This is a genomic window from Bradyrhizobium oligotrophicum S58, from assembly GCF_000344805.1.
Lineage (GTDB): Bacteria > Pseudomonadota > Alphaproteobacteria > Rhizobiales > Xanthobacteraceae > Bradyrhizobium > Bradyrhizobium oligotrophicum.
Genome location: NC_020453.1, coordinates 3,882,552 through 3,899,884 on the forward strand (window position 1 = coordinate 3,882,552; position 17,333 = coordinate 3,899,884).

The 17,333-nt window shown below is 65.0% G+C and carries 16 protein-coding genes; 13 read left to right on the forward strand and 3 right to left on the reverse strand.

What is annotated here, in order from left to right; all coding sequences use genetic code 11:
- Positions 1 to 5 precede the first annotated feature (5 nt).
- The 6 genes from nuoN (at position 6) to mtnK (ending at position 6,045) form a co-directional block, all read left to right on the forward strand.
- On the forward strand, positions 6 to 1,433 hold the full coding sequence (gene nuoN / locus S58_RS16765; protein WP_015666528.1) for an NADH-quinone oxidoreductase subunit NuoN: 1,428 nt from the start codon (positions 6 to 8) through the stop codon (positions 1,431 to 1,433).
- Positions 1,434 to 2,237 (forward strand): biotin--[acetyl-CoA-carboxylase] ligase, encoded by an 804-nt coding sequence (locus S58_RS16770; protein ID WP_015666529.1) that lies wholly within the window; start codon positions 1,434 to 1,436, stop codon positions 2,235 to 2,237. It begins immediately after the preceding gene.
- Positions 2,238 to 3,908, forward strand: coding sequence for a ribonuclease J (locus S58_RS16775; RefSeq protein ID WP_015666530.1), 1,671 nt, complete (start codon positions 2,238 to 2,240; stop codon positions 3,906 to 3,908).
- A gap of 44 nt (positions 3,909 to 3,952) precedes the next feature.
- The gene (gene mce / locus S58_RS16780; protein ID WP_015666531.1) at positions 3,953 to 4,357 is read left to right on the forward strand and encodes a methylmalonyl-CoA epimerase; all 405 of its coding nucleotides are present in this window, start codon (positions 3,953 to 3,955) and stop codon (positions 4,355 to 4,357) included.
- 12 nt (positions 4,358 to 4,369) lie between these two features.
- Positions 4,370 to 4,645 (forward strand): DUF1467 family protein, encoded by a 276-nt coding sequence (locus S58_RS16785; RefSeq protein ID WP_015666532.1) that lies wholly within the window; start codon positions 4,370 to 4,372, stop codon positions 4,643 to 4,645.
- Between the two features lie 98 nt (positions 4,646 to 4,743).
- A complete protein-coding gene (gene mtnK, locus S58_RS16790; RefSeq protein WP_015666533.1) occupies positions 4,744 to 6,045 on the forward strand; it encodes an S-methyl-5-thioribose kinase in 1,302 nt (433 codons plus the stop codon).
- 255 nt (positions 6,046 to 6,300) lie between these two features.
- Here mtnK and S58_RS16795 read toward each other — a convergent pair whose 3' ends face one another.
- From S58_RS16795 to S58_RS16805, 3 genes are read right to left on the reverse strand one after another with little or no spacing between them, the layout of a single operon-like run.
- Complete coding sequence (locus S58_RS16795) at positions 6,301 to 7,335, reverse strand: ABC transporter permease (protein WP_015666534.1); 1,035 nt, start codon at positions 7,333 to 7,335, stop codon at positions 6,301 to 6,303.
- 10 nt (positions 7,336 to 7,345) lie between these two features.
- Positions 7,346 to 8,851 carry a sugar ABC transporter ATP-binding protein gene (locus S58_RS16800; RefSeq protein WP_015666535.1) on the reverse strand — a complete coding sequence of 502 codons (1,506 nt, stop codon included), beginning with the start codon at positions 8,849 to 8,851 and terminating at the stop codon, positions 7,346 to 7,348.
- An 11-nt stretch (positions 8,852 to 8,862) separates the two neighbouring features.
- On the reverse strand, positions 8,863 to 9,909 hold the full coding sequence (locus S58_RS16805; RefSeq protein WP_015666536.1) for a sugar ABC transporter substrate-binding protein: 1,047 nt from the start codon (positions 9,907 to 9,909) through the stop codon (positions 8,863 to 8,865).
- Positions 9,910 to 10,128: 219 nt separating this feature from the next.
- Here S58_RS16805 and S58_RS16810 point away from each other — a divergent pair, with 219 nt between their 5' ends.
- The 7 genes from S58_RS16810 (at position 10,129) to S58_RS16840 (ending at position 17,249) form a co-directional block, all read left to right on the forward strand.
- Positions 10,129 to 10,974 (forward strand): metallophosphoesterase family protein, encoded by an 846-nt coding sequence (locus S58_RS16810; RefSeq protein ID WP_042339670.1) that lies wholly within the window; start codon positions 10,129 to 10,131, stop codon positions 10,972 to 10,974.
- Between the two features lie 542 nt (positions 10,975 to 11,516).
- Positions 11,517 to 11,879, forward strand: coding sequence for a DUF2946 family protein (locus S58_RS16815; RefSeq protein WP_015666538.1), 363 nt, complete (start codon positions 11,517 to 11,519; stop codon positions 11,877 to 11,879).
- A 140-nt stretch (positions 11,880 to 12,019) separates the two neighbouring features.
- Positions 12,020 to 12,535 carry a copper chaperone PCu(A)C gene (locus S58_RS16820; RefSeq protein ID WP_015666539.1) on the forward strand — a complete coding sequence of 172 codons (516 nt, stop codon included), beginning with the start codon at positions 12,020 to 12,022 and terminating at the stop codon, positions 12,533 to 12,535.
- A gap of 31 nt (positions 12,536 to 12,566) precedes the next feature.
- Positions 12,567 to 13,037, forward strand: coding sequence for a DUF2946 family protein (locus tag S58_RS16825; RefSeq protein ID WP_244440778.1), 471 nt, complete (start codon positions 12,567 to 12,569; stop codon positions 13,035 to 13,037).
- Between the two features lie 95 nt (positions 13,038 to 13,132).
- The gene (locus S58_RS16830) at positions 13,133 to 15,520 is read left to right on the forward strand and encodes a TonB-dependent receptor family protein (RefSeq protein ID WP_015666541.1); all 2,388 of its coding nucleotides are present in this window, start codon (positions 13,133 to 13,135) and stop codon (positions 15,518 to 15,520) included.
- 8 nt (positions 15,521 to 15,528) lie between these two features.
- Positions 15,529 to 16,755, forward strand: coding sequence for a sialidase family protein (locus S58_RS16835; RefSeq protein WP_015666542.1), 1,227 nt, complete (start codon positions 15,529 to 15,531; stop codon positions 16,753 to 16,755).
- On the forward strand, positions 16,752 to 17,249 hold the full coding sequence (locus S58_RS16840) for a TlpA family protein disulfide reductase (RefSeq protein ID WP_015666543.1): 498 nt from the start codon (positions 16,752 to 16,754) through the stop codon (positions 17,247 to 17,249). The genes S58_RS16835 and S58_RS16840 overlap by 4 nt, the downstream gene beginning before the upstream one ends.
- The last annotated feature ends 84 nt before the right edge of the window (positions 17,250 to 17,333 follow it).

The window sequence follows — 17,333 nt, forward strand, 5'->3', positions numbered from 1 at the left end:
AGACGATGATCGAGAATCTTGGGGCTCAGCTTTGGGTGGTGCTGCCGGAGCTGCTGCTGGCGTTGGGCGCCATGGCGCTGCTGATGCTGGGCGCATTTCGCGGGCAGGGGACGACGGGGCTCGTCACTTGGCTCGCGGTCGTGCTGCTGATCGTGGTCGGCATCCTGGTGCTGAGGCAGCCGGGCGGGCAGGCGTTCGGCGGCAGCTTCATTTCTGACAGCTATGCGCGCTTCCTGAAGATTCTGGCGCTGATCGGCTCGATCGCCACCCTCGTGATGTCGACCGAGTTCTTGTCGTCGCCTGATCGGCGCATTTTCGAATACGCGATCCTGGTGCTGCTCTCGACGCTCGGCATGCTGGTGCTGATCTCGGCCGGTGACCTGATCACGCTCTATCTCGGCCTCGAGCTGATGTCGCTCGCGCTCTACGTGGTCGCGGCCAGCCATCGCGACAACGTCAAGTCGACCGAAGCCGGCCTGAAGTATTTCGTGCTCGGCGCGCTGTCCTCCGGCATGCTGCTCTACGGCGCCTCGCTGATCTACGGCTTCACCGGCACGGTGAGCTTTGCCGGGATCGCGGCGGCCACCAAGACAGGTAGCGTCGGCATCATCTTCGGCCTCGTGTTCCTGTTCGCCGGCATGTGCTTCAAGGTGTCGGCGGTGCCGTTCCACATGTGGACGCCGGACGTCTATGAAGGCGCGCCGACGCCGGTGACGGCGTTCTTCGCCTCCGCGCCAAAGGTCGCGGCGATCGCCGTGTTCGCGCGCGTGGCCCTGACCGCATTCCCCGGCATCACCTTCCAGTGGCAGCAGATCATCGTCTTCGTCTCGATCGCCTCGATGGCGCTGGGCTCGTTCGCGGCCATCGGGCAGACCAACATCAAGCGCCTGATGGCGTATTCCTCGATCGGCCATATGGGCTTTGCGCTGGTCGGCCTCGCCGCCGGCACGGTCGAGGGCGCGCAGGGCGTGCTGACCTACATCGCGATCTATGTCGCCATGACCTTGGGGTCGTTCGCGGTGATCATGGCGATCAAGCGCAATGGCCAGTCGTTCGAGAAGATCAGCGATTTCTCGGGGCTGTCGCGCACCAATCCGCTGCTCGCCTTCTTCTTCGCGATGCTGTTGTTCTCGCTGGCTGGCGTTCCGCCGCTCGCGGGCTTCTTCGCCAAATGGTACGTGTTCGTCGCGGCGATCAAGGGCGGGCTGTTCACGCTCTCGGTGATCGGTGTGCTGACCAGCGTGGTCGGCGCCTACTACTACCTGCTGATCGTCAAGACGATGTATTTCGACGAGCCGCTCGCCACGCTGGATCCGGTCCGGATCGAGCTGCGCACCGTGCTCGCGATCTCCGGCATCTTCAACATCCTGTTCTTCGCCTATCCGGGCCCGCTGGTCAGCGCGGCCGCGGCCGCGGCGAAGTCGCTGTTCTAGATGACGTTTGCGCTGGGGCCTCGTGCCGCGAAGGCCGGCTACGGGCTCGTCGCGTTCGATCAGGCCGGGTCGACCAATGCGGAGGCTCTTGCGTCCGCGCGCCGCGGCGATACCAGGCGGTCCTGGTTCGTCACATCGGAGCAGACGGCGGGGCGTGGGCGGCGCCAGCGGCCCTGGATCGCCCCGCGCGGCAATCTGGCCTCGAGCGTGCTGGAAGTGCTGAGCGTGGCTCCTGCAGTTGCGGCTACCCTCGGATTCGCCGCAGGCCTCGCCATCGAGACCGCGTTGCGCCAGGTAAGCCTCGAGGCTGCGCTGCGGTCGGGAGGCCGCGCGTCTTTCGCGCTGAAATGGCCGAATGACGTGCTGGCTGACGGGCGCAAGATCGTCGGCATGCTGCTCGAAGCGGAGCAGGTGGCGGGCGGGCTCGCCGTCGTCGCCGGCATCGGAACAAATGTGGTCGCGGCGCCGCCGGATATCCCGACACCGGCGGTCTCGTTGGCGGACCTGGGCGTCCAGGTGACGGCCGAGGATCTGTTCTCGGCGCTGTCCGATGCCTGGGTCGAATATTTCGGCATCTGGAATGAGGGACGGGGCTTCGGTGACATCCGCAAGCTCTGGCTGGAGCGGGCAGCAGGCCTCGGCCAGCCGGTCGCCATCAGGTCCGGACATGCTATCATCGAGGGGATTTTCGACACGATCGATGAACAGGGTTGTATGCTGGTGCGGACCGCGGAGGGACGATTGGAGCCGATCACGGCAGGCGATGTTCATTTCGGCTCGGTCGCCTCCCAAGGAGCGGTTTAGATGGCACGTCCCGACGAACTGACATTTGCTCCGCTCGGCGGCGTGGGCGAGATCGGCATGAACCTGTCGATCTACGGGCTCGGCAATCGCCATCAGCGCTCCTGGCTCGCGATCGATCTCGGCGTCTCCTTCGGCGACGAGGAGCATCTGCCGGGCATCGACCTGATCATGCCGGACGTCGCTTTCCTCGAGAAGCAACGCAACAATCTGGTCGGCCTGGTGCTGACGCATGCGCATGAAGACCATTTCGGCGCGATCATCGATCTGTGGCCGCGGCTGAAATGCCCGATCTACGCGACCAAGTTCAGCGCCGCGTTGTTCGAGGCCAAGTGCGAGGCCGAGCGGCTGCCGGCGAAGATTCCGGTCACCGTGATCCCCTCGGGCGGCCGCGTCGACATCGGCCCGTTCAACGTCGAATTCATTCCGGTCGCGCATTCGATTCCGGAATCGCATGCGCTGGCGATCCACACCGAGGTCGGCACCGTCCTGCACACCGGTGACTGGAAGATCGATCCGACGCCGGTGCTGGGAGCGCCGACCGATGAGAAGCGGCTGCGCGAGCTCGGCGATGCCGGGCTTCTCGCCTTGATCGGCGATTCCACCAACGCCGTGCGCGAAGGACGCTCGCCATCCGAGGCCGAGGTCGCCAAGACCATCACGACCCTGGTGAAGGAGGCGCGGGGCCGCGTCGCCGTCACCACCTTCGCCTCCAACGTCGCGCGCATTCGCGCCGTCGCGGAGGCTGCACGCGAAGCCGAGCGCGAGGTCGTCATCGTCGGCCGCGCCATGGAGCGTGTGGTGCAGGTCGCGCGCGAAACCGGGTATCTCGACGGCGTGCAGAATTTCCGTGGCATGGACCTCTACGGCCACTTCCCGGCGGACAAGGTGTTGGCGCTGTGCACCGGCAGCCAGGGCGAGGCGCGCGCCGCGCTGGCGCGTATCGCCAATGACGATCATCCGCTGGTCACGTTGAACAAGGGCGATACCGTCATCTTCTCGTCGCGCACCATCCCGGGCAACGAGAAGGCGGTCGGTGCCGTCATCAACGGGCTGGTGCAGCAGGGCATCGAGATCATCACCGACCGCAACCATCTCGTTCACGTCTCCGGCCATCCGCGCCGCGACGAGCTGCGCGACATGATCGCGTGGACGCGGCCGCAGCTTCTGATCCCGGTGCATGGCGAGGCGCTGCATCTGCACGAGCACGCCCGTCTCGCGCGCGCTTGCGGCGTGCCCAAGGTCATCACCTGCCGCAACGGCGATCTGGTCAAGCTCGGCCCCGGTGATCCCGGGATCATCGACCAGCTGCCGGCGGGGCGTCTCTACAAGGACGGGTCCATCGTCGAGGACTCGAAGTCGCGCGCTGTGGTCGAACGCCGCAAGATGGCCTTCGCCGGCTGCATCTTCGTGGCGCTCGCGATCACCGAGAAGGGCGAGCTCGCCGACGATCCCGAAGTCGACATGGTCGGCATCCCCGAGAAGAATGCGGCGGGCGAACCGATGGACGACATCGTGTTCGACGCCGTGGTGTCGACTTTCGAAGGGCTGCCGCGGGCGCGTCGGCGCGATCCGGATGCTGCGGCAGAATCGGTGCGGCGGGCGGTGCGCTCCGCCGTGAACGAGCAGTGGGGCAAGAAGCCGATCTGTCTCGTGCACGTCTTGGAAGTCTGACGCGGCCGATCGGACGGCAGCGCAGAACAGAACGGGAGGATGCAATGCTGGGCCGGCTCAATCACGTCGCCATCGCGGTCAAGGACGCCGAGAAGGCGGCCAGGATCTACGGTGCGGCTTTCGGCGCCGAGATCTCGCCAGCCGTCGCGCTGCCGGAGCACGGTGTGATCACCGTGTTCGTGACCCTGCCCAATACCAAGATCGAGTTCATCCAGCCGCTCGGTGAAGCCTCGCCGATCGCGAAGTTTCTGGAGCGCAATGCAGATGGCGGCATCCACCACGTCTGCTACGAGGTGGCCGACATCATCGCGTCGCGCGATACCCTGATCAAGGAAGGCGCCCGCGTGCTCGGTGACGGCCAGCCGAAGATCGGTGCTCACGGCAAGCCGGTGCTGTTCTTGCATCCGAAGGATTTTTCCGGCGCGCTCGTCGAGATCGAACAGGCCTGAGGCATCGGCGACATGGCCTACATCATCTCCACCTGGCTCGCGATCTACTTCGTGCTGTGGTGGGTCACGCTGTTCGTGACCCTGCCATTCGGCGTGCGCAGCCAGCACGAAACCGGCGGTGCCTCGCCGGGCACCGATCCCGGCGCGCCAACGATCAGCCTGATGGGCCGCCGCCTGATCTGGACGACGCTGCTATCGGCCGTGGTCTTCGGCCTGGGGCTCGCGGCGTATCAGGCCGGCTATCTCAGCATCGAGCGGCTGTCGCGCCTGATGGGAATTCCGTTCTAGTTCGCTTGCATCGCACAGCAAACCCGAAGCCGACGCACGGACGTGCGCCGGCTTTTTTGCTATAGGAGGTCAAAACAAGATTCATAGGGAGGTTGCGCATGACGACATCGGCCGCGGCTCGGCAGGGCACGCCAGCTGGCTATCGCATTCTGAACGAGGCAGATCTGCGCGACACTCTCGCGGCGACACCGGCTGTCGCTGAACGGCTCGGCGGTCCGGCCGATCGCTGGACCATCACGGAGGTCGGCGATGGCAACCTCAACCTCGTCTTCATCGTCAAGGGCGCGGCCGGCGGTCTCGCGGTCAAGCAGGCGCTGCCTTACGTGCGTCTGGTCGGCGAGAGCTGGCCGCTGCCGCTGTCACGGGCGCATTATGAACATCTGGCGCTCACGCAGCAGGGCCGGCTTGCGCCGGGGCTGGTGCCCGCCATCGTCCATCACGATCACGCGCTGGCGCTGACGGCGATGGAGCTACTCGAGCCCCACATCATCATGCGCAAGGGGCTGGTCGCGGGCACGGTCTATCCGGGTTTCGTCGGTCACATCACGACCTTCATGGCACGCACGCTGTTCTTCTCGTCGGACCTCGCGCTGCCCGCCGCCGAGAAGAAAGAGGCGATCGCGAGCTTCGCCGGCAATCATGCGCTGTGCAAGATCACCGAGGACCTGATCTTCACCGATCCCTACCGCGTCGCCGAGCAGAACCGCTGGACCTCGCCATGGCTCGATGCGACGGCCGCCGAGATCCGCGCCGATCTCGATCTGCACGTCGCGATCTCGCGGCTCAAGCTGAAATTCCTGTCGAGCGCGGAAGCCTTGATCCATGGCGATCTGCATACGGGATCGATCATGGTCACGGACACCGAGACCAAGGTGATTGATCCCGAATTCGCTTTCTATGGGCCGATGGGCTTCGACGTCGGCGCCGTCATCGCCAATCTGCTGATGGCGTATTTTGCGTCGGCCGGCCATGAGCGGGCACCGGGCGACCGGGCAGCGTTCGAGGGCTGGGTGTTGAGCACGGTTGATCGGGTGTGGACGGAGTTCGCGGATAAGTTCGTGGCGCTGTGGCGCGGCGAGGCCGCGGGGGATGCGTATCCAGTGTCGCTGTTCCCCGGCGAACCCGGCGCCGCACGGCTGGAGATCGAACGTCAGGCCTATATGGCCAGACTGTTCCAGGATGCCGTCGGCTTCACGGCGGCGAAGATCATCCGCCGCATCCTCGGCCTCGCGCACAACATCGATTTCGAGCTGATCGAGGACCCGAAGCAGCGTGCGACCTGCGAGGCGCGGTCGCTGCGGCTGGCACGAACGTTGATGCTGGAGACGGGCTCGTTCACGTCGATCGCGGCGGTGACGAAGGCTGCTCGCGAGTCGCGTCATTGGCAGCCGGAGTTTTGATAGACGCCTATCAATCCGCGTCATTGCGAGGAGCGAAGCGACGAAGCAATCCAGAGTCCCCCGCGCGGTCCTGGATTGCTTCGCTTCGCCGCTTCGCTCGCAATGACGGAGCGCGCCGCGCAAGCACGTCGCTTCGCTCGGGCAATAGCGCCGAAATACTTCGTAACCCGGATGAGCGGAGCGACATCCGGGTTCGCCGATAATGCGCGTTTGACCCCGGATGTCGCTCCGCTCATCCGGGCTACGATATCCTGCTCAATCGGCCGCCTTCGCCCGCAGCCTTTGCGCGTACACGTTGATCACCAGCGCGGCGAGCAGGATCAGGCCGCGGATCAGGATCTTCAGGAAGCTGTCGATGTTGACGTGGTCGAGGCCGTTGTTGAGCACGCCGAGCACGAACAGGCCGACAATGGTGTTGCCGATGCCGCCGCGGCCGCCGAACAGGCTGGTGCCGCCGACCACCACGGCCGCGATCGAGTCGAGCAAATAGGTGTCGAACTCGTTCTGCTGCGCGCTGCCGAAATGCGCCACGCCGAGCATGCCGCCGATGCCGGAGCAGACCGCGGAGATCACCATCACGCTGCCGAGGATGAGCTTGACGTTCAGGCCGGAATATTCCGCCGCCTCGCGGTTGCCGCCGACCATGTAGACGTAGCGGCCGAACCGCGTGTAGGTCAGCACGAGATGGCCGAGCAGCAGCATCAGCGCGGCGACGATCACGATCCATGGAATGCCGGCGACAGAGCTGGAACCGAGCGTCGTGATGATATCAGGCACTTTGTAGGCGATCTGGCCGCGCACCAGCATGGCCGAGACGCCGGCCGCGATCTGCATCATCGCCAAGGTCATGATGAAGGAGGGAATGCCGATCACGGTCAGGCCGAAGGCGTTGACCACGCCGAGCAAGGCGCACAGCGCCAGCGCGAGCAGGATGGCGGCCCAGCCCGGCATCGGAACGTTGGCGATGTTGACGTAGGACTCCTGCAAGGTGAAGTAGGCGACCGCGATGCCGGTGACGTTGGCGATGGCGGCGATCGACAGGTCGATCTCGGCGCACAGGATGACGAAGGTGAGGCCGACCGCGATGATGCCGGTCACCGACACCTGGGTCAGGATGTTGCCGACATTGTCGAGCGTCGCAAACGAGGGGCTCGCGATCGCGAAGAACGCGCTCAGGAAGATCAGCGTCAGGAACGGTGCGATGTTGCGCATCTGCGATCGCAGCAGCGAAGCGAGGCCGCCGGCGCGTCGCTGCGCCTCCGGCATCGGAACGGTCTCGCCATGCGCCATGGAAATCTCCCTACGCCGCCTCGAGCAGGCGGTCTTTGCTGATGGTCTCGCCGGCGAATTCGCGCACGACCTCGCCGCGCTTGAGCACGATGACGCGGTCGGCGAGCGACAGCACCGTCTCCGGCTCGGTCGAGAGCACGATCACCGCGATGCCCTGGTCGCGCAGCTGCCTGATGATGTGGATTACGTCGCTCTTGGCGCCGACATCCATGCCGCGGGTGGGCTCGCACAGCACCAGCAGCCGCGGCGGATGGCTGAGCCATTTGGCGAGCGCGACCTTCTGCTGGTTGCCGCCGGAAAGCAGGCCGAGGTCGATCTCGACATCGGCGGGGCGGATCTGGAGCTGCTCGACCTGGCGCTTCGCGAGCGCGCGCTCGCGGGCCGGCTTCAGCAGCACGGCATTGATGCGATCGAGGATGCTGATCGAGACGTTCTTGTAGACGGGCTCCTGCAGGAACAGCATGTCGCGCCGGCTTTCCGGCACGAAGGCGATGCCGACGCGGCGCGCATCCGCCGTGCTCTTGAACCGGTGGCGCTGGCCTGAGACACGCAATTCTCCAGCATCGGGAGCGAGCTTGCCGAACAGAATGCGCGCCAGCTCGAGCTGGCCGCAGCCCATGAAGCCGTAGATGCCGAGCACCTCGCCGGCATGCACCGCGAACGACACGCGCTTCAGGTTGCGCGCCAGCGACAGGCCGTCGGCCTCGACGACCACGGGCTTGCCGGCCGGTGAAGAGGGCAGGGTGATGTCGTGGGTGTAGCTGTCCTCGAGCGCGTCGCGGCCCTTGCCGATCATGGCCTCGATCAGTGCCGCCTTGCTGGTCTCGGCGGCGCGCGTTTCCATGACCTTGCGGCCGTTGCGGAACACGGTGACCTCGTCGGACACCAGCAGGATGTCCTCGATGAAGTGCGAGATGAAGATGATCCCGGTGCCTTGTTCGCGGAGCATGCGCAAGGTCGCGAACAGCCGTTCGACCTCGGGGGGCGACAGCGCCGAGGTCGGCTCGTCCAGGATGATGATGCGGGCGCCCGAGAACAGCACGCGCGCGATCTCGATCAGTTGCTGCAGCCCGATCGGGAGATCGCCGAGCCGGCTCATAGGATCGGCGTCGATGCCGAGTTTTTTCAGCTGCTCGGCAGCCTCGCGCGCCATGCGCCGCCACTGCACGATGCCCAGCGCGTTGGTCGGCTGTGTGCCGAGAAACACGTTCTCGGCCACCGTGAGATCCGGCGCGACGCTGAGCTCCTGATGCACCATGGCAATGCCGGCCGCGCGGGCGTCGCGCGTGGAGCGAAAATGAACCTCGCGGCCGTCGAGCAGGTAACGGCCGGAGAATCCGGTGTGCACGCCGGCGATGATCTTCATCAGCGTGCTCTTGCCGGCGCCGTTCTCCCCGACGAGACCATGGATCTCGCCGGGGCGAAGCGTGAAGTCGACGCCGCGCAACGCGGTGACGCCGCCGAACGACTTGGTGATGTCCTGCAATTCCAGAAGCGGCTGGCGGCTGTCCGACATGGGAGCTGACTTCAGATCAGGAAGTGATCCTCCATCCATTGCATGCCGGCCGCATTGGCCTTGGTCACGACGGGTCCGTCGGTGATGACATGCTTGGGGATGCCCTTGCCGCTCTTCTCGCCGGCGGTCACCGCTGCGACACCGGCGACGATCGCGCCGCCATGGATGCGGCAGGACGGATTGCGCACGGTCGCGAACATGCGGCCCTCGCTGACGGCCTGGATCGCCGGCGGCATGGCGTCGACGCCGCCGATCAGGATATTGGTGCGGTTGCGCGCCTTCATGATGTTGTAGGCGGCGAGCGCCATGTCGTCATTGTGGAAGAAGGCGGCGTCGATCTGCGGGTATTTCGTGAGATAGGTTTCCCACAGGCGGGCCGCCTTGGTGACGTCCCAATCCGCCGGCTGCGTGTCCAGCACCTCGATGTTCGGGAACTGCTTGATGACGGACTCGAAGCCCTTGGCGCGGCCCTGCGCTCCGGTATGGCCGAGCGCGCCCTGGGTCATGATGATCTTGCCCTTGCCGCCCATGGCCGTCGCCAGCGCCTGGGTCACGGACGCGCCCATGAACTCGTTGTCGGGGGCCAGGAACGAGTGCACGTTGATCTGATCGAGCGGCGCGATCAGCGTGTCCATGTCGATCACGGGAATGCCGGCATCGATCATCTTCTGGACCGGCTGCGTCAGGGTGCCGATGCCGAATGCCTGGATCGCGACGAAGTCCCATTTCTGCGAGGCCATGTTGTCGATCGCGGCGCGCTGCTTCACCGCGTCGAGCTGGCCGTCGAACCAGGTCACCTCGACATTGAGCAGCTTGCCCCACCATTCCGCGGCCTGCTTGCCCTGGGCGCACCAGGTCGCCTGCAGGCCCGCGTTGGAGAACGCCGCCTTCAACGGCTTTTCGGATCGGCCCATCTCGGCGGCCATCGCCGGATTGATGCCGAAGCCGGCGAGCAGGGCCGCCGCCGAGCCCGCGGCCGTCGCCGCCTGGAGAAGATCGCGCCTGGTCTTGGAGGCTTTCTTGGAGGTTTCCTTGGACGTTTTGTCAGTGCCGGACATCCCGTGCTCCCTGTCCCATTGTTGTCCGGCGGCGTCATTGATCGCGCCGCCGAGGTCAGCAGTGTTTCACAACCGTTTTGATCACGCTACAGGCGGATGTTGTGCGCTGCATACCGGCGGCTATCGCGCTGCACGCGCGATGTCAGAAAACCGTGATGCGTTCATGCTACGCGGCCACGCGACTCCTTCATTCGCACGGGGCACTTTCGGAGACGCGCTTTGACAACGACGCGGATTGCCGTCATCGGCGACATCCATCACGGCCGGGATACGCCGACGAAGCGTGGATCGATGGCGCTGTCGCTGCTCGAGCGCTTCGTCGAAGAGGTGAACGCGGCCAGCGTCGATGCCGTCATCGAACTCGGCGACCGGATTTCGGATGAGAGTTCCGCGCGCGATCGCGTGCTGGAACAGGAGGTTGCCGAGCGCTTCAACGAGCTGTCGGTTCCGCATCACCACGTGAGCGGAAATCATGACGTTGCGCTGCTGAGCCTGGCCGACAACGAGGCCATTCTCGACCGTCCGAGCGGATCGCGCACGCTCATCATCGGTGAGGTCAGATGCGTGTTCTGGCAACCGGACGTGACGCTCACGCGCGAGCGCGGGCTTGGTCTTTCACCTGGTGATCTCGATGATCTGGTCAGGATGCTCGCCGCCGATGATCGGCCGACCTTGCTCGTCAGTCATGTGCCGCTGTCGGGGCACGAGCAGACCGGCAACTATTATTTCGAAGCCAACCCGGGACACGCGACCTATGCCGAGATCGCCGAAATCCGCGCCGCCATTGCCGGCGCGCCGTGCCCGATCGTTGCACTGGCGGGTCATGTTCATTGGAATACGCTGACGACCGTCGACGCCACGCCGCACATCACGCTGCAATCCCTCACCGAGAGCTTCATCTCCGGCGATGCGGCCGAAGCGAGCGGCATGATCGAGGTCGATGCCGATGAACTGCGTTGGGTCGTGCGGGGGCGGGAGCCGGTTTCGATCGCACTGCCGTGGCGGAAAACGAAATCACGCTGGCGCGCACCGCTGCCATCATTCGTGGCCACAGGCTTGCATTGAGCGTAGGCCCGCGAAGCGCGCGTTCAGCCAGCGTTCATGGGGAGACGCATACCGTGTTCAGAGAGAATGTGCCGGCTCAAAAAAATAGAGCAGGGCAGCGGGCCCTGCTCGGAAATTGTGTCGACCCTTTAAATATCCCGCAAGTTCAGATTTGATCTTGTTAAGCGGGGTGACGCTGCTTGTTGCGCGCCAGGGCTCCTCCCGAGACTTGGACCACCAGACTTCCGCGAGCGTTAGCCTGAGGCCCAAATTCGTAGACGATCTTTTTGCGTTTGTCATCCTTTTCGGCAACGATTGTTCAAATTTCGCGCACTTCATGAAATGATCGGTAAGTGCTTGCAATTGAGAGGGTTTATTTTCGCCTTTTCCCGCCATGGGTGCTGAAATACCTTGCTCGTGGGAGACCTCCGGGCGCTGGTCGCTCCCCCATCGGCTTGTCCTTCATCAACGACCGCCGTCGAAATGTGCTGACTGTGCTCTGGGTGACCTCGACTCGGGGCCCACGCTCGGGCAAACATTTGCATTCATTTTGGCAGGCTTTGATGCGGCAGCGGCTGCAAGCGTTTCTTCCGATCATGCTGATCGCACTGATGGTGCAGATCCTGGCGCCGATCGGTGCTGCCTGGGCGTCTGCCATCGCTGCATCCGATCCGCTCCATGGCCCCGAGATCTGCCACAGCCAGCCTGGTTCCCAGCCTGCTGATGACGAATCGCGGAGCAAGCCCGGGGAATTCTGCGCACTGTGCTGCGCGGCGCCGGCAGCGGCGCTTGGTGGGCCCGAACTGTCCGCCGTCGCTGTTCCCCAACGCGAGGCCTGTGGCGTCGTCTGGCGCGCGAACACGCCAGACGCCCTTGTGAAGCGGGCGTTTTCCAACGCCCAGGCGAGAGCGCCCCCAGCGGCGTGATGTTTCGGCCGCTCAGCGGCATTCGTTTCCCAAAATCGCAGAACCACCATCCGCGTCGTCTGTCCTGCCACGTCCGGCGGATGGATTCATGCCAATGTTTCCGACAGGCGCATTTCGACGACCCTCAAAGGATGACCAACATGACGTTCCTCGGACGCTGTCTCATTGCACTCACTCTGCTGTCGGCGGCATCTCCCGCCGCTTTTGCCGCCGACGTGAAGGCCGGTGATCTCGTCATCAGCCAGCCATGGAGCCGCGCCACGCCGGGCGGGGCCAAGACCGGCGCTGGCTTTCTGACCATCGAGAACAAGGGCAGCGCTGCGGACCGGCTGGTGGCCGTCTCCGGCGACATCGCCGGCAGTATCGAAGTGCACGAGATGGCCGTCACCAACGGCGTCATGACGATGCGGCCGCTCGAGAAGGGGCTCACGATCGAGCCCGGCAAGACCGTCGCGCTGGCGCCCGGCGGCTATCATCTGATGCTGATGGAGCTGAAGAGCCCGCTGAAGCAGGGCGACAAGCTGCCGGTGACGCTGGAATTCGAGAAGGCTGGCAAGGTGGCCGTGACGCTCGAGGTGCAGGGCGTCGGCGCGAAGGGGCCGGGCGGCGAGGGCGGCAGCATGATGAAGCACGATCATTCGGGCTCGAAGATGTAGGTCGAAGACGCCGGGTGACGGGCTGGCCCCGATGAAACGACGGACACTCCGCGCAGCGCTGATGCCGGGCTCGCTTGCGAGCTCTCGGCCTGCGGCTGGGCGTGTCCGGCGTCCTGCAGTCAGCCTTCGTCAGAAGCTCGGTCGCTATCTGCCGCTCGCATTGCTCGTGGTGCTGCTGCAGGTGCTGGCGCCGGTGGCGGCGTCGGCCATGACGGCGGCCGCGATCGCGGCCGCCGATACACTCGGCGGCGCCGTGATCTGCCACGCCGAGACGGATGTTGCGCCCTCCGATCGCGATCCGGACCGCACGGCCTGCGGCCTCGATTGCGTGATGTGCTGCGTGCTCCAGGCGGCAGCAGCCCTCGATGCACCGCCGGCGCCGGCCTATGCGGCGCCCCTTCGGACCATCGCGCGCATCGATTGGATCGCGCGCGAATTTCAGCTCGTCCGCCTCGTCGCGTGGTCGCAGGCGCAACCCCGTGGACCTCCCTTTCTCTCCTGAGCAAGCAAGTCGTCATCGGCACCGCAACTGCGCACGCCGATCCGTTTTGAACCAGGGAAGACCGGCCATTGGAGCCGGCATTGGGGAAGTCAAACATGTTCCGTCGTCATGCCCTCGGTGGCGTGAGCGTGATCGCCATGGAGCTCGTGCTGTTGCAGCCGGCCACGATCGCGCTCGCCCAGACCGCGGGGGAGTTGCCGTCCGTCACCGTCGACGCACCGCGCGCCGCGACACCGCGAGCCGTGCGCAAGCCGGCCGTGCAGGCCACGGCGGTCAGAACCCGCGCACCGAAACCGGCCGCTGGGTCCGTGGCCAGCACGTCCGTGCAGGGAGGAGCCGTGTCCGACCGTGCCTCCGGCGCCAGCGACGCACGCAGCCAGCTCGGCCAGTCGCCGTCCGGCCAGACCGCGACGACGATCGACCGCAGCCGCTACGAGGACCGGCCCGCGTTTACCGTGAGCGACATTCTGCGCGAAAGTCCGGGCGTCTCGCTCAAGCAGGGCAACGGACCGCGCGATCTCGGCATCTCGATCCGCGGCTCCAATGCCCGCAACGGCTTCGGCATCCGCAACATCGCGCTGTTCGAGGACGGCTTTCCGGTCACCCAGCCCGACGGGCTGTCGCGCAGCGACCTGATCGATCCGCACGCTTATGGCGCTGTCGACGTGATCCGCGGGCCGTCCTCGGCGCTCTACGGCAACTACGCGACCGGAGGCGCGATCAATTTCCGCACCCGCCCGGGCGGCAGCATCGACGGCGCTGAGATCGGCAGCGAAGGCGGCAGCTTCGGCTATCTCAGCAACTACCTGACCTTCGGCAAGAAGGTCGGCAATTTCGAAGGCTCGCTGTTTGCCAGCGACGTCCGCGGCGACGGCTATCTCGGCAACAGCTGGTTCAACACCCAGACAGTGAACTTCCTCGGCACCTACAAGGCGACTCCGGACGACCGCTTCACGGTCAAGATCATCAACAACGACCTGTTCACGCGGCTGCCGATCCGGTCGTCGCTGAACCAGTACTATCAAAACCCCTATCAGCAGGGTTGTGCCACGTCGACGGCTGCAGCCGCCGGCTGCGGCACGGTCACGCTGTTCAACAACGGGTTCAACAACACGGCTGGAACGGACAAGGAGACGGCGCTGCAGGCCGGCCTTGGCCGCAACGACCGCCGCACCATCGTGGGCGGGCGCTGGGAGCACGATTTCGACAACAACACGACCTGGCGCAATCAGTTCGTGTTCGATGACCGCAACATCAGCCAGCCGACCGGCTCGACCAGCGCGGTTGGCGACTATCCATCCTACAACTACACCAGCGACATCACCAGGCGCGGCGAGATCTTCGGCCTGGAATCGACCAGCTTCTTCGGCGCCTTCTACAATACGCTCACCGCGTCCGGAGACACGTTCAACGTCATGCCGGGCGGCAACGGCACGCTCGGCCGCTTGTCGACCAACCTTCTGAGCGAGACGACGAATTTCGGCGTGCGGGCGCGCGAGGAGCTCAAGTTGACGTCGGCCTTGACCGCGGTGGCCGGTCTCGGCTGGGAGCGCACCCATCTTCGGGGCGTGAACACGGCAGGGGGGACCGGGACGACGCTCACGACCGCGGACCGGCAGTTCGACAATCTCGCGCCCGAGTTTGCGCTGCTCTACAAGGTGAACAGCGACTGGCTGGTGCGGGCGCGCGTCGCATCGGGATATGGCACGCCGCAGGTCTCGAACCTGTTTGTGCTCCCGAGCGGCACGGCCGGAAACAACACCAATCTCGCCTCGCAAAGCAATCTCGGCTACGATTTGGGCTTTGACTGGACTCCCAACAAGTCGTTCACCCTGAGCGCAACCGGCTTCTATGAGTTCTTCCGCAACGAGATCGTCAACCAGGCGACGCCGATTGTCGGCGTGACCTATGCCTTCAATGCCCCGCGCTCGGAGCATCGCGGGGTCGAGCTGGCCGCTGACTGGAAATTCCAGCCCGGCTGGCGCTTCACGGCCGCCTACACCTATCTCGACGAGATCTATACCGACTATACGGAGAACCTGACAAACGGCACGGTCTTCCGCTTCAACCGCGCCGGCAACAAGATCCCAGGGATTTCCCCGAATGAGCTGACGGCCCGGCTGGGGTATGATCACGCCAGCGGAAGGCTTGCAGGGCTGGGTGCCTTCGTCGAGGTCCAGTGGAAGGATTCCTTTTATATGGACAACGCGAACCTGCTGAAGGCGCCGGGCTATGAGCTGGTCAATTTAAACGTCCACTACAAGACCGACATCGCCTCCGAAACGTTCAAGACGCTCAACGTCTTCTTCGAGGTCCGCAACGTGTTCGACCGCACCTACATCGCATCGGCCAACAACATCTCGAACTCGGTCACGAGTGCGGGTGTTCAAAATCCTGCCAGTGTTCTGGCGAATACGACAGGCTCGATCTACGCCGGCTCGCCGCGCGCTTTCCTGGCGGGCATGAAGGTGGCATTCCGATGAGGACAGACATGACAAGGACTACACGGATCCGCAGTGGCTTGCTCGGACTGGCGATCGCGCTGCTCTCTCCGCTCGCCGTTCAAGCCCAGATGGCGCACCAGCACGGATCTGATGCGGCCTGCGAGGGCACGGAGCTCCGATGTGCGACCAAGGCGACGCCGTTCTTCGCCGAGGATGGCAAGCTCTGGCTGGCCTGGATGGCCGGAGGACGGGTGTCGGTGGCGAGCTCGACCGATGGCGGGAAGACATACTCCGCGGCCGTTCCGGTCACTGAACAGCAGCTCAATCTCGACTGGGGGCCCGACGCGAGGCCGAAACTGGTGGTCGATGGCAAGGGCGCGGTCGTGGTGGCGTTCTCTGTCTTTCGCGACCAGGCCTTCAACGGACAGGTGCTCTACACCCGGTCGGACGACGGCGGGAAAAGCTTCGCGACGCCCCGTCCGATCACGTCTGATAACGAGAGCCAGCGCTTCGAGGCGCTGGCGCTCGACCAGGATGGCACCGTCTTCGTCGCGTGGCTCGACAAGCGCAACCGCGTCCCGGCCAAGGCCGCGGGGCGTCCTTACGAAGGGGCGGGCCTGTTCTTCTCGTCGTCACGCGACGGCGGCGCCACCTACGCCGAAGCCACGCTGGCCCAGGACAACACCTGCGAATGCTGCAGGCTCGGCCTCGCTTTCGCAGGACCCGGACGTCCGGTCATCGTCTTCCGCAACATCTTCGAGGGCAGCGTGCGCGACCACGCCGTGGTCACGTTCAGCGACCTCGGCACGCCAGGCGAGATCTACCGCGTCAGCACCGACGATTGGCAGATCAAGGCCTGTCCGCATCAAGGGCCGAGCCTGGCCGTCGCGCCGAGCGGCACCTACCATGTCGCGTGGTTCACCAACGGCAAGGCTCGCAAAGGCCTGTTCTATGCGCATTCGCGCGATGGCGGACGCACGTTTTCGGAGCCGATGGCGATGGGCCAGGCCGACCGCAATCCGACGCGGCCCTATGTGCTCGTGACGTCGGACGCCACGACGCTCGCATGGAAGGAGTTCGACGGCGAGCGCACCACGGTCATGGTCATGCAGTCCAAGGATGACGGCGAGACGTGGTCGAAGCCGCGCGCCGTCGCCAGCACGGACAATGCCTCGGATCATCCGCTGCTCGTCGCCAATGGCCGGCAGGTGTTGCTGTCGTGGATGACGAAGGCGGGCGGCTATCGCTTGCAGGCGATCGGAGACGAGTCATGAAACGTGCATTGGCTGGCTTTGCAATCTTCGGCCTCGTCGCCTTGACGGCGTCGAGCACTGCGGCTCCGCCATCCTTGAAGCCGTTCGAGCGCGGCAGTTGGCGGGAGGTGCTGCGGGCCCATGCGGGTCGTCCGACCCTGATCCATTTCTGGGGTGTCACCTGCGGTCCCTGTAAGATCGAGCTGCCGCAACTCGGAAAGTTCATGGCGGACCATCCCGAGATCGACGTCGTGACCGTCAGCGCCGATCTCGTGCCCAATTTGAACGCTGCGACGCAGGCCATGCTCGACAAGGCCGGCCTCGCCGCGGCCGAGAACTTCATCTTCAACGACGATTATGTCGAACGCCTGCGGTTCGAGGTCGATCCCTCCTGGCAAGGCGACATCCCGCGCACGATGCTCGTGACCCGCGACGGCTCGGTCGCCACGATCGAAGGCAGCGCCGAGATCAGCGACCTCGACAAATGGTCCTCGGAGCAGCTGCGGCCGCATTAGGGCGGCCGAGGGCGAAGTTGGCCGTCCGCGAACGTCGCGGCCGGCGGCAAGAGGGCGGCGTTTTCCGTTCATCCTCCACTTCAG

What these genes read in the sequence shown, in the direction of transcription:
- S58_RS16800 (WP_015666535.1), bottom strand. Translation starts at nt 8,851, where the DNA reads ATGTCGGACAGCCGCCAGCCGCTTCTGGAATTGCAGGACATCACCAAG.
- S58_RS16840 (WP_015666543.1), top strand. Translation starts at nt 16,752, where the DNA reads ATGAAACGTGCATTGGCTGGCTTTGCAATCTTCGGCCTCGTCGCCTTG.
- mce (WP_015666531.1), top strand. Translation starts at nt 3,953, where the DNA reads ATGCTGGGCCGGCTCAATCACGTCGCCATCGCGGTCAAGGACGCCGAG.
- S58_RS16805 (WP_015666536.1), bottom strand. Translation starts at nt 9,909, where the DNA reads ATGTCCGGCACTGACAAAACGTCCAAGGAAACCTCCAAGAAAGCCTCC.
- nuoN (WP_015666528.1), top strand. Translation starts at nt 6, where the DNA reads ATGATCGAGAATCTTGGGGCTCAGCTTTGGGTGGTGCTGCCGGAGCTG.
- S58_RS16785 (WP_015666532.1), top strand. Translation starts at nt 4,370, where the DNA reads ATGGCCTACATCATCTCCACCTGGCTCGCGATCTACTTCGTGCTGTGG.
- S58_RS16770 (WP_015666529.1), top strand. Translation starts at nt 1,434, where the DNA reads ATGACGTTTGCGCTGGGGCCTCGTGCCGCGAAGGCCGGCTACGGGCTC.
- S58_RS16835 (WP_015666542.1), top strand. Translation starts at nt 15,529, where the DNA reads ATGACAAGGACTACACGGATCCGCAGTGGCTTGCTCGGACTGGCGATC.
- S58_RS16825 (WP_244440778.1), top strand. Translation starts at nt 12,567, where the DNA reads ATGAAACGACGGACACTCCGCGCAGCGCTGATGCCGGGCTCGCTTGCG.
- S58_RS16815 (WP_015666538.1), top strand. Translation starts at nt 11,517, where the DNA reads ATGCGGCAGCGGCTGCAAGCGTTTCTTCCGATCATGCTGATCGCACTG.
- S58_RS16795 (WP_015666534.1), bottom strand. Translation starts at nt 7,335, where the DNA reads ATGGCGCATGGCGAGACCGTTCCGATGCCGGAGGCGCAGCGACGCGCC.
- S58_RS16775 (WP_015666530.1), top strand. Translation starts at nt 2,238, where the DNA reads ATGGCACGTCCCGACGAACTGACATTTGCTCCGCTCGGCGGCGTGGGC.
- S58_RS16820 (WP_015666539.1), top strand. Translation starts at nt 12,020, where the DNA reads ATGACGTTCCTCGGACGCTGTCTCATTGCACTCACTCTGCTGTCGGCG.
- S58_RS16830 (WP_015666541.1), top strand. Translation starts at nt 13,133, where the DNA reads ATGTTCCGTCGTCATGCCCTCGGTGGCGTGAGCGTGATCGCCATGGAG.
- mtnK (WP_015666533.1), top strand. Translation starts at nt 4,744, where the DNA reads ATGACGACATCGGCCGCGGCTCGGCAGGGCACGCCAGCTGGCTATCGC.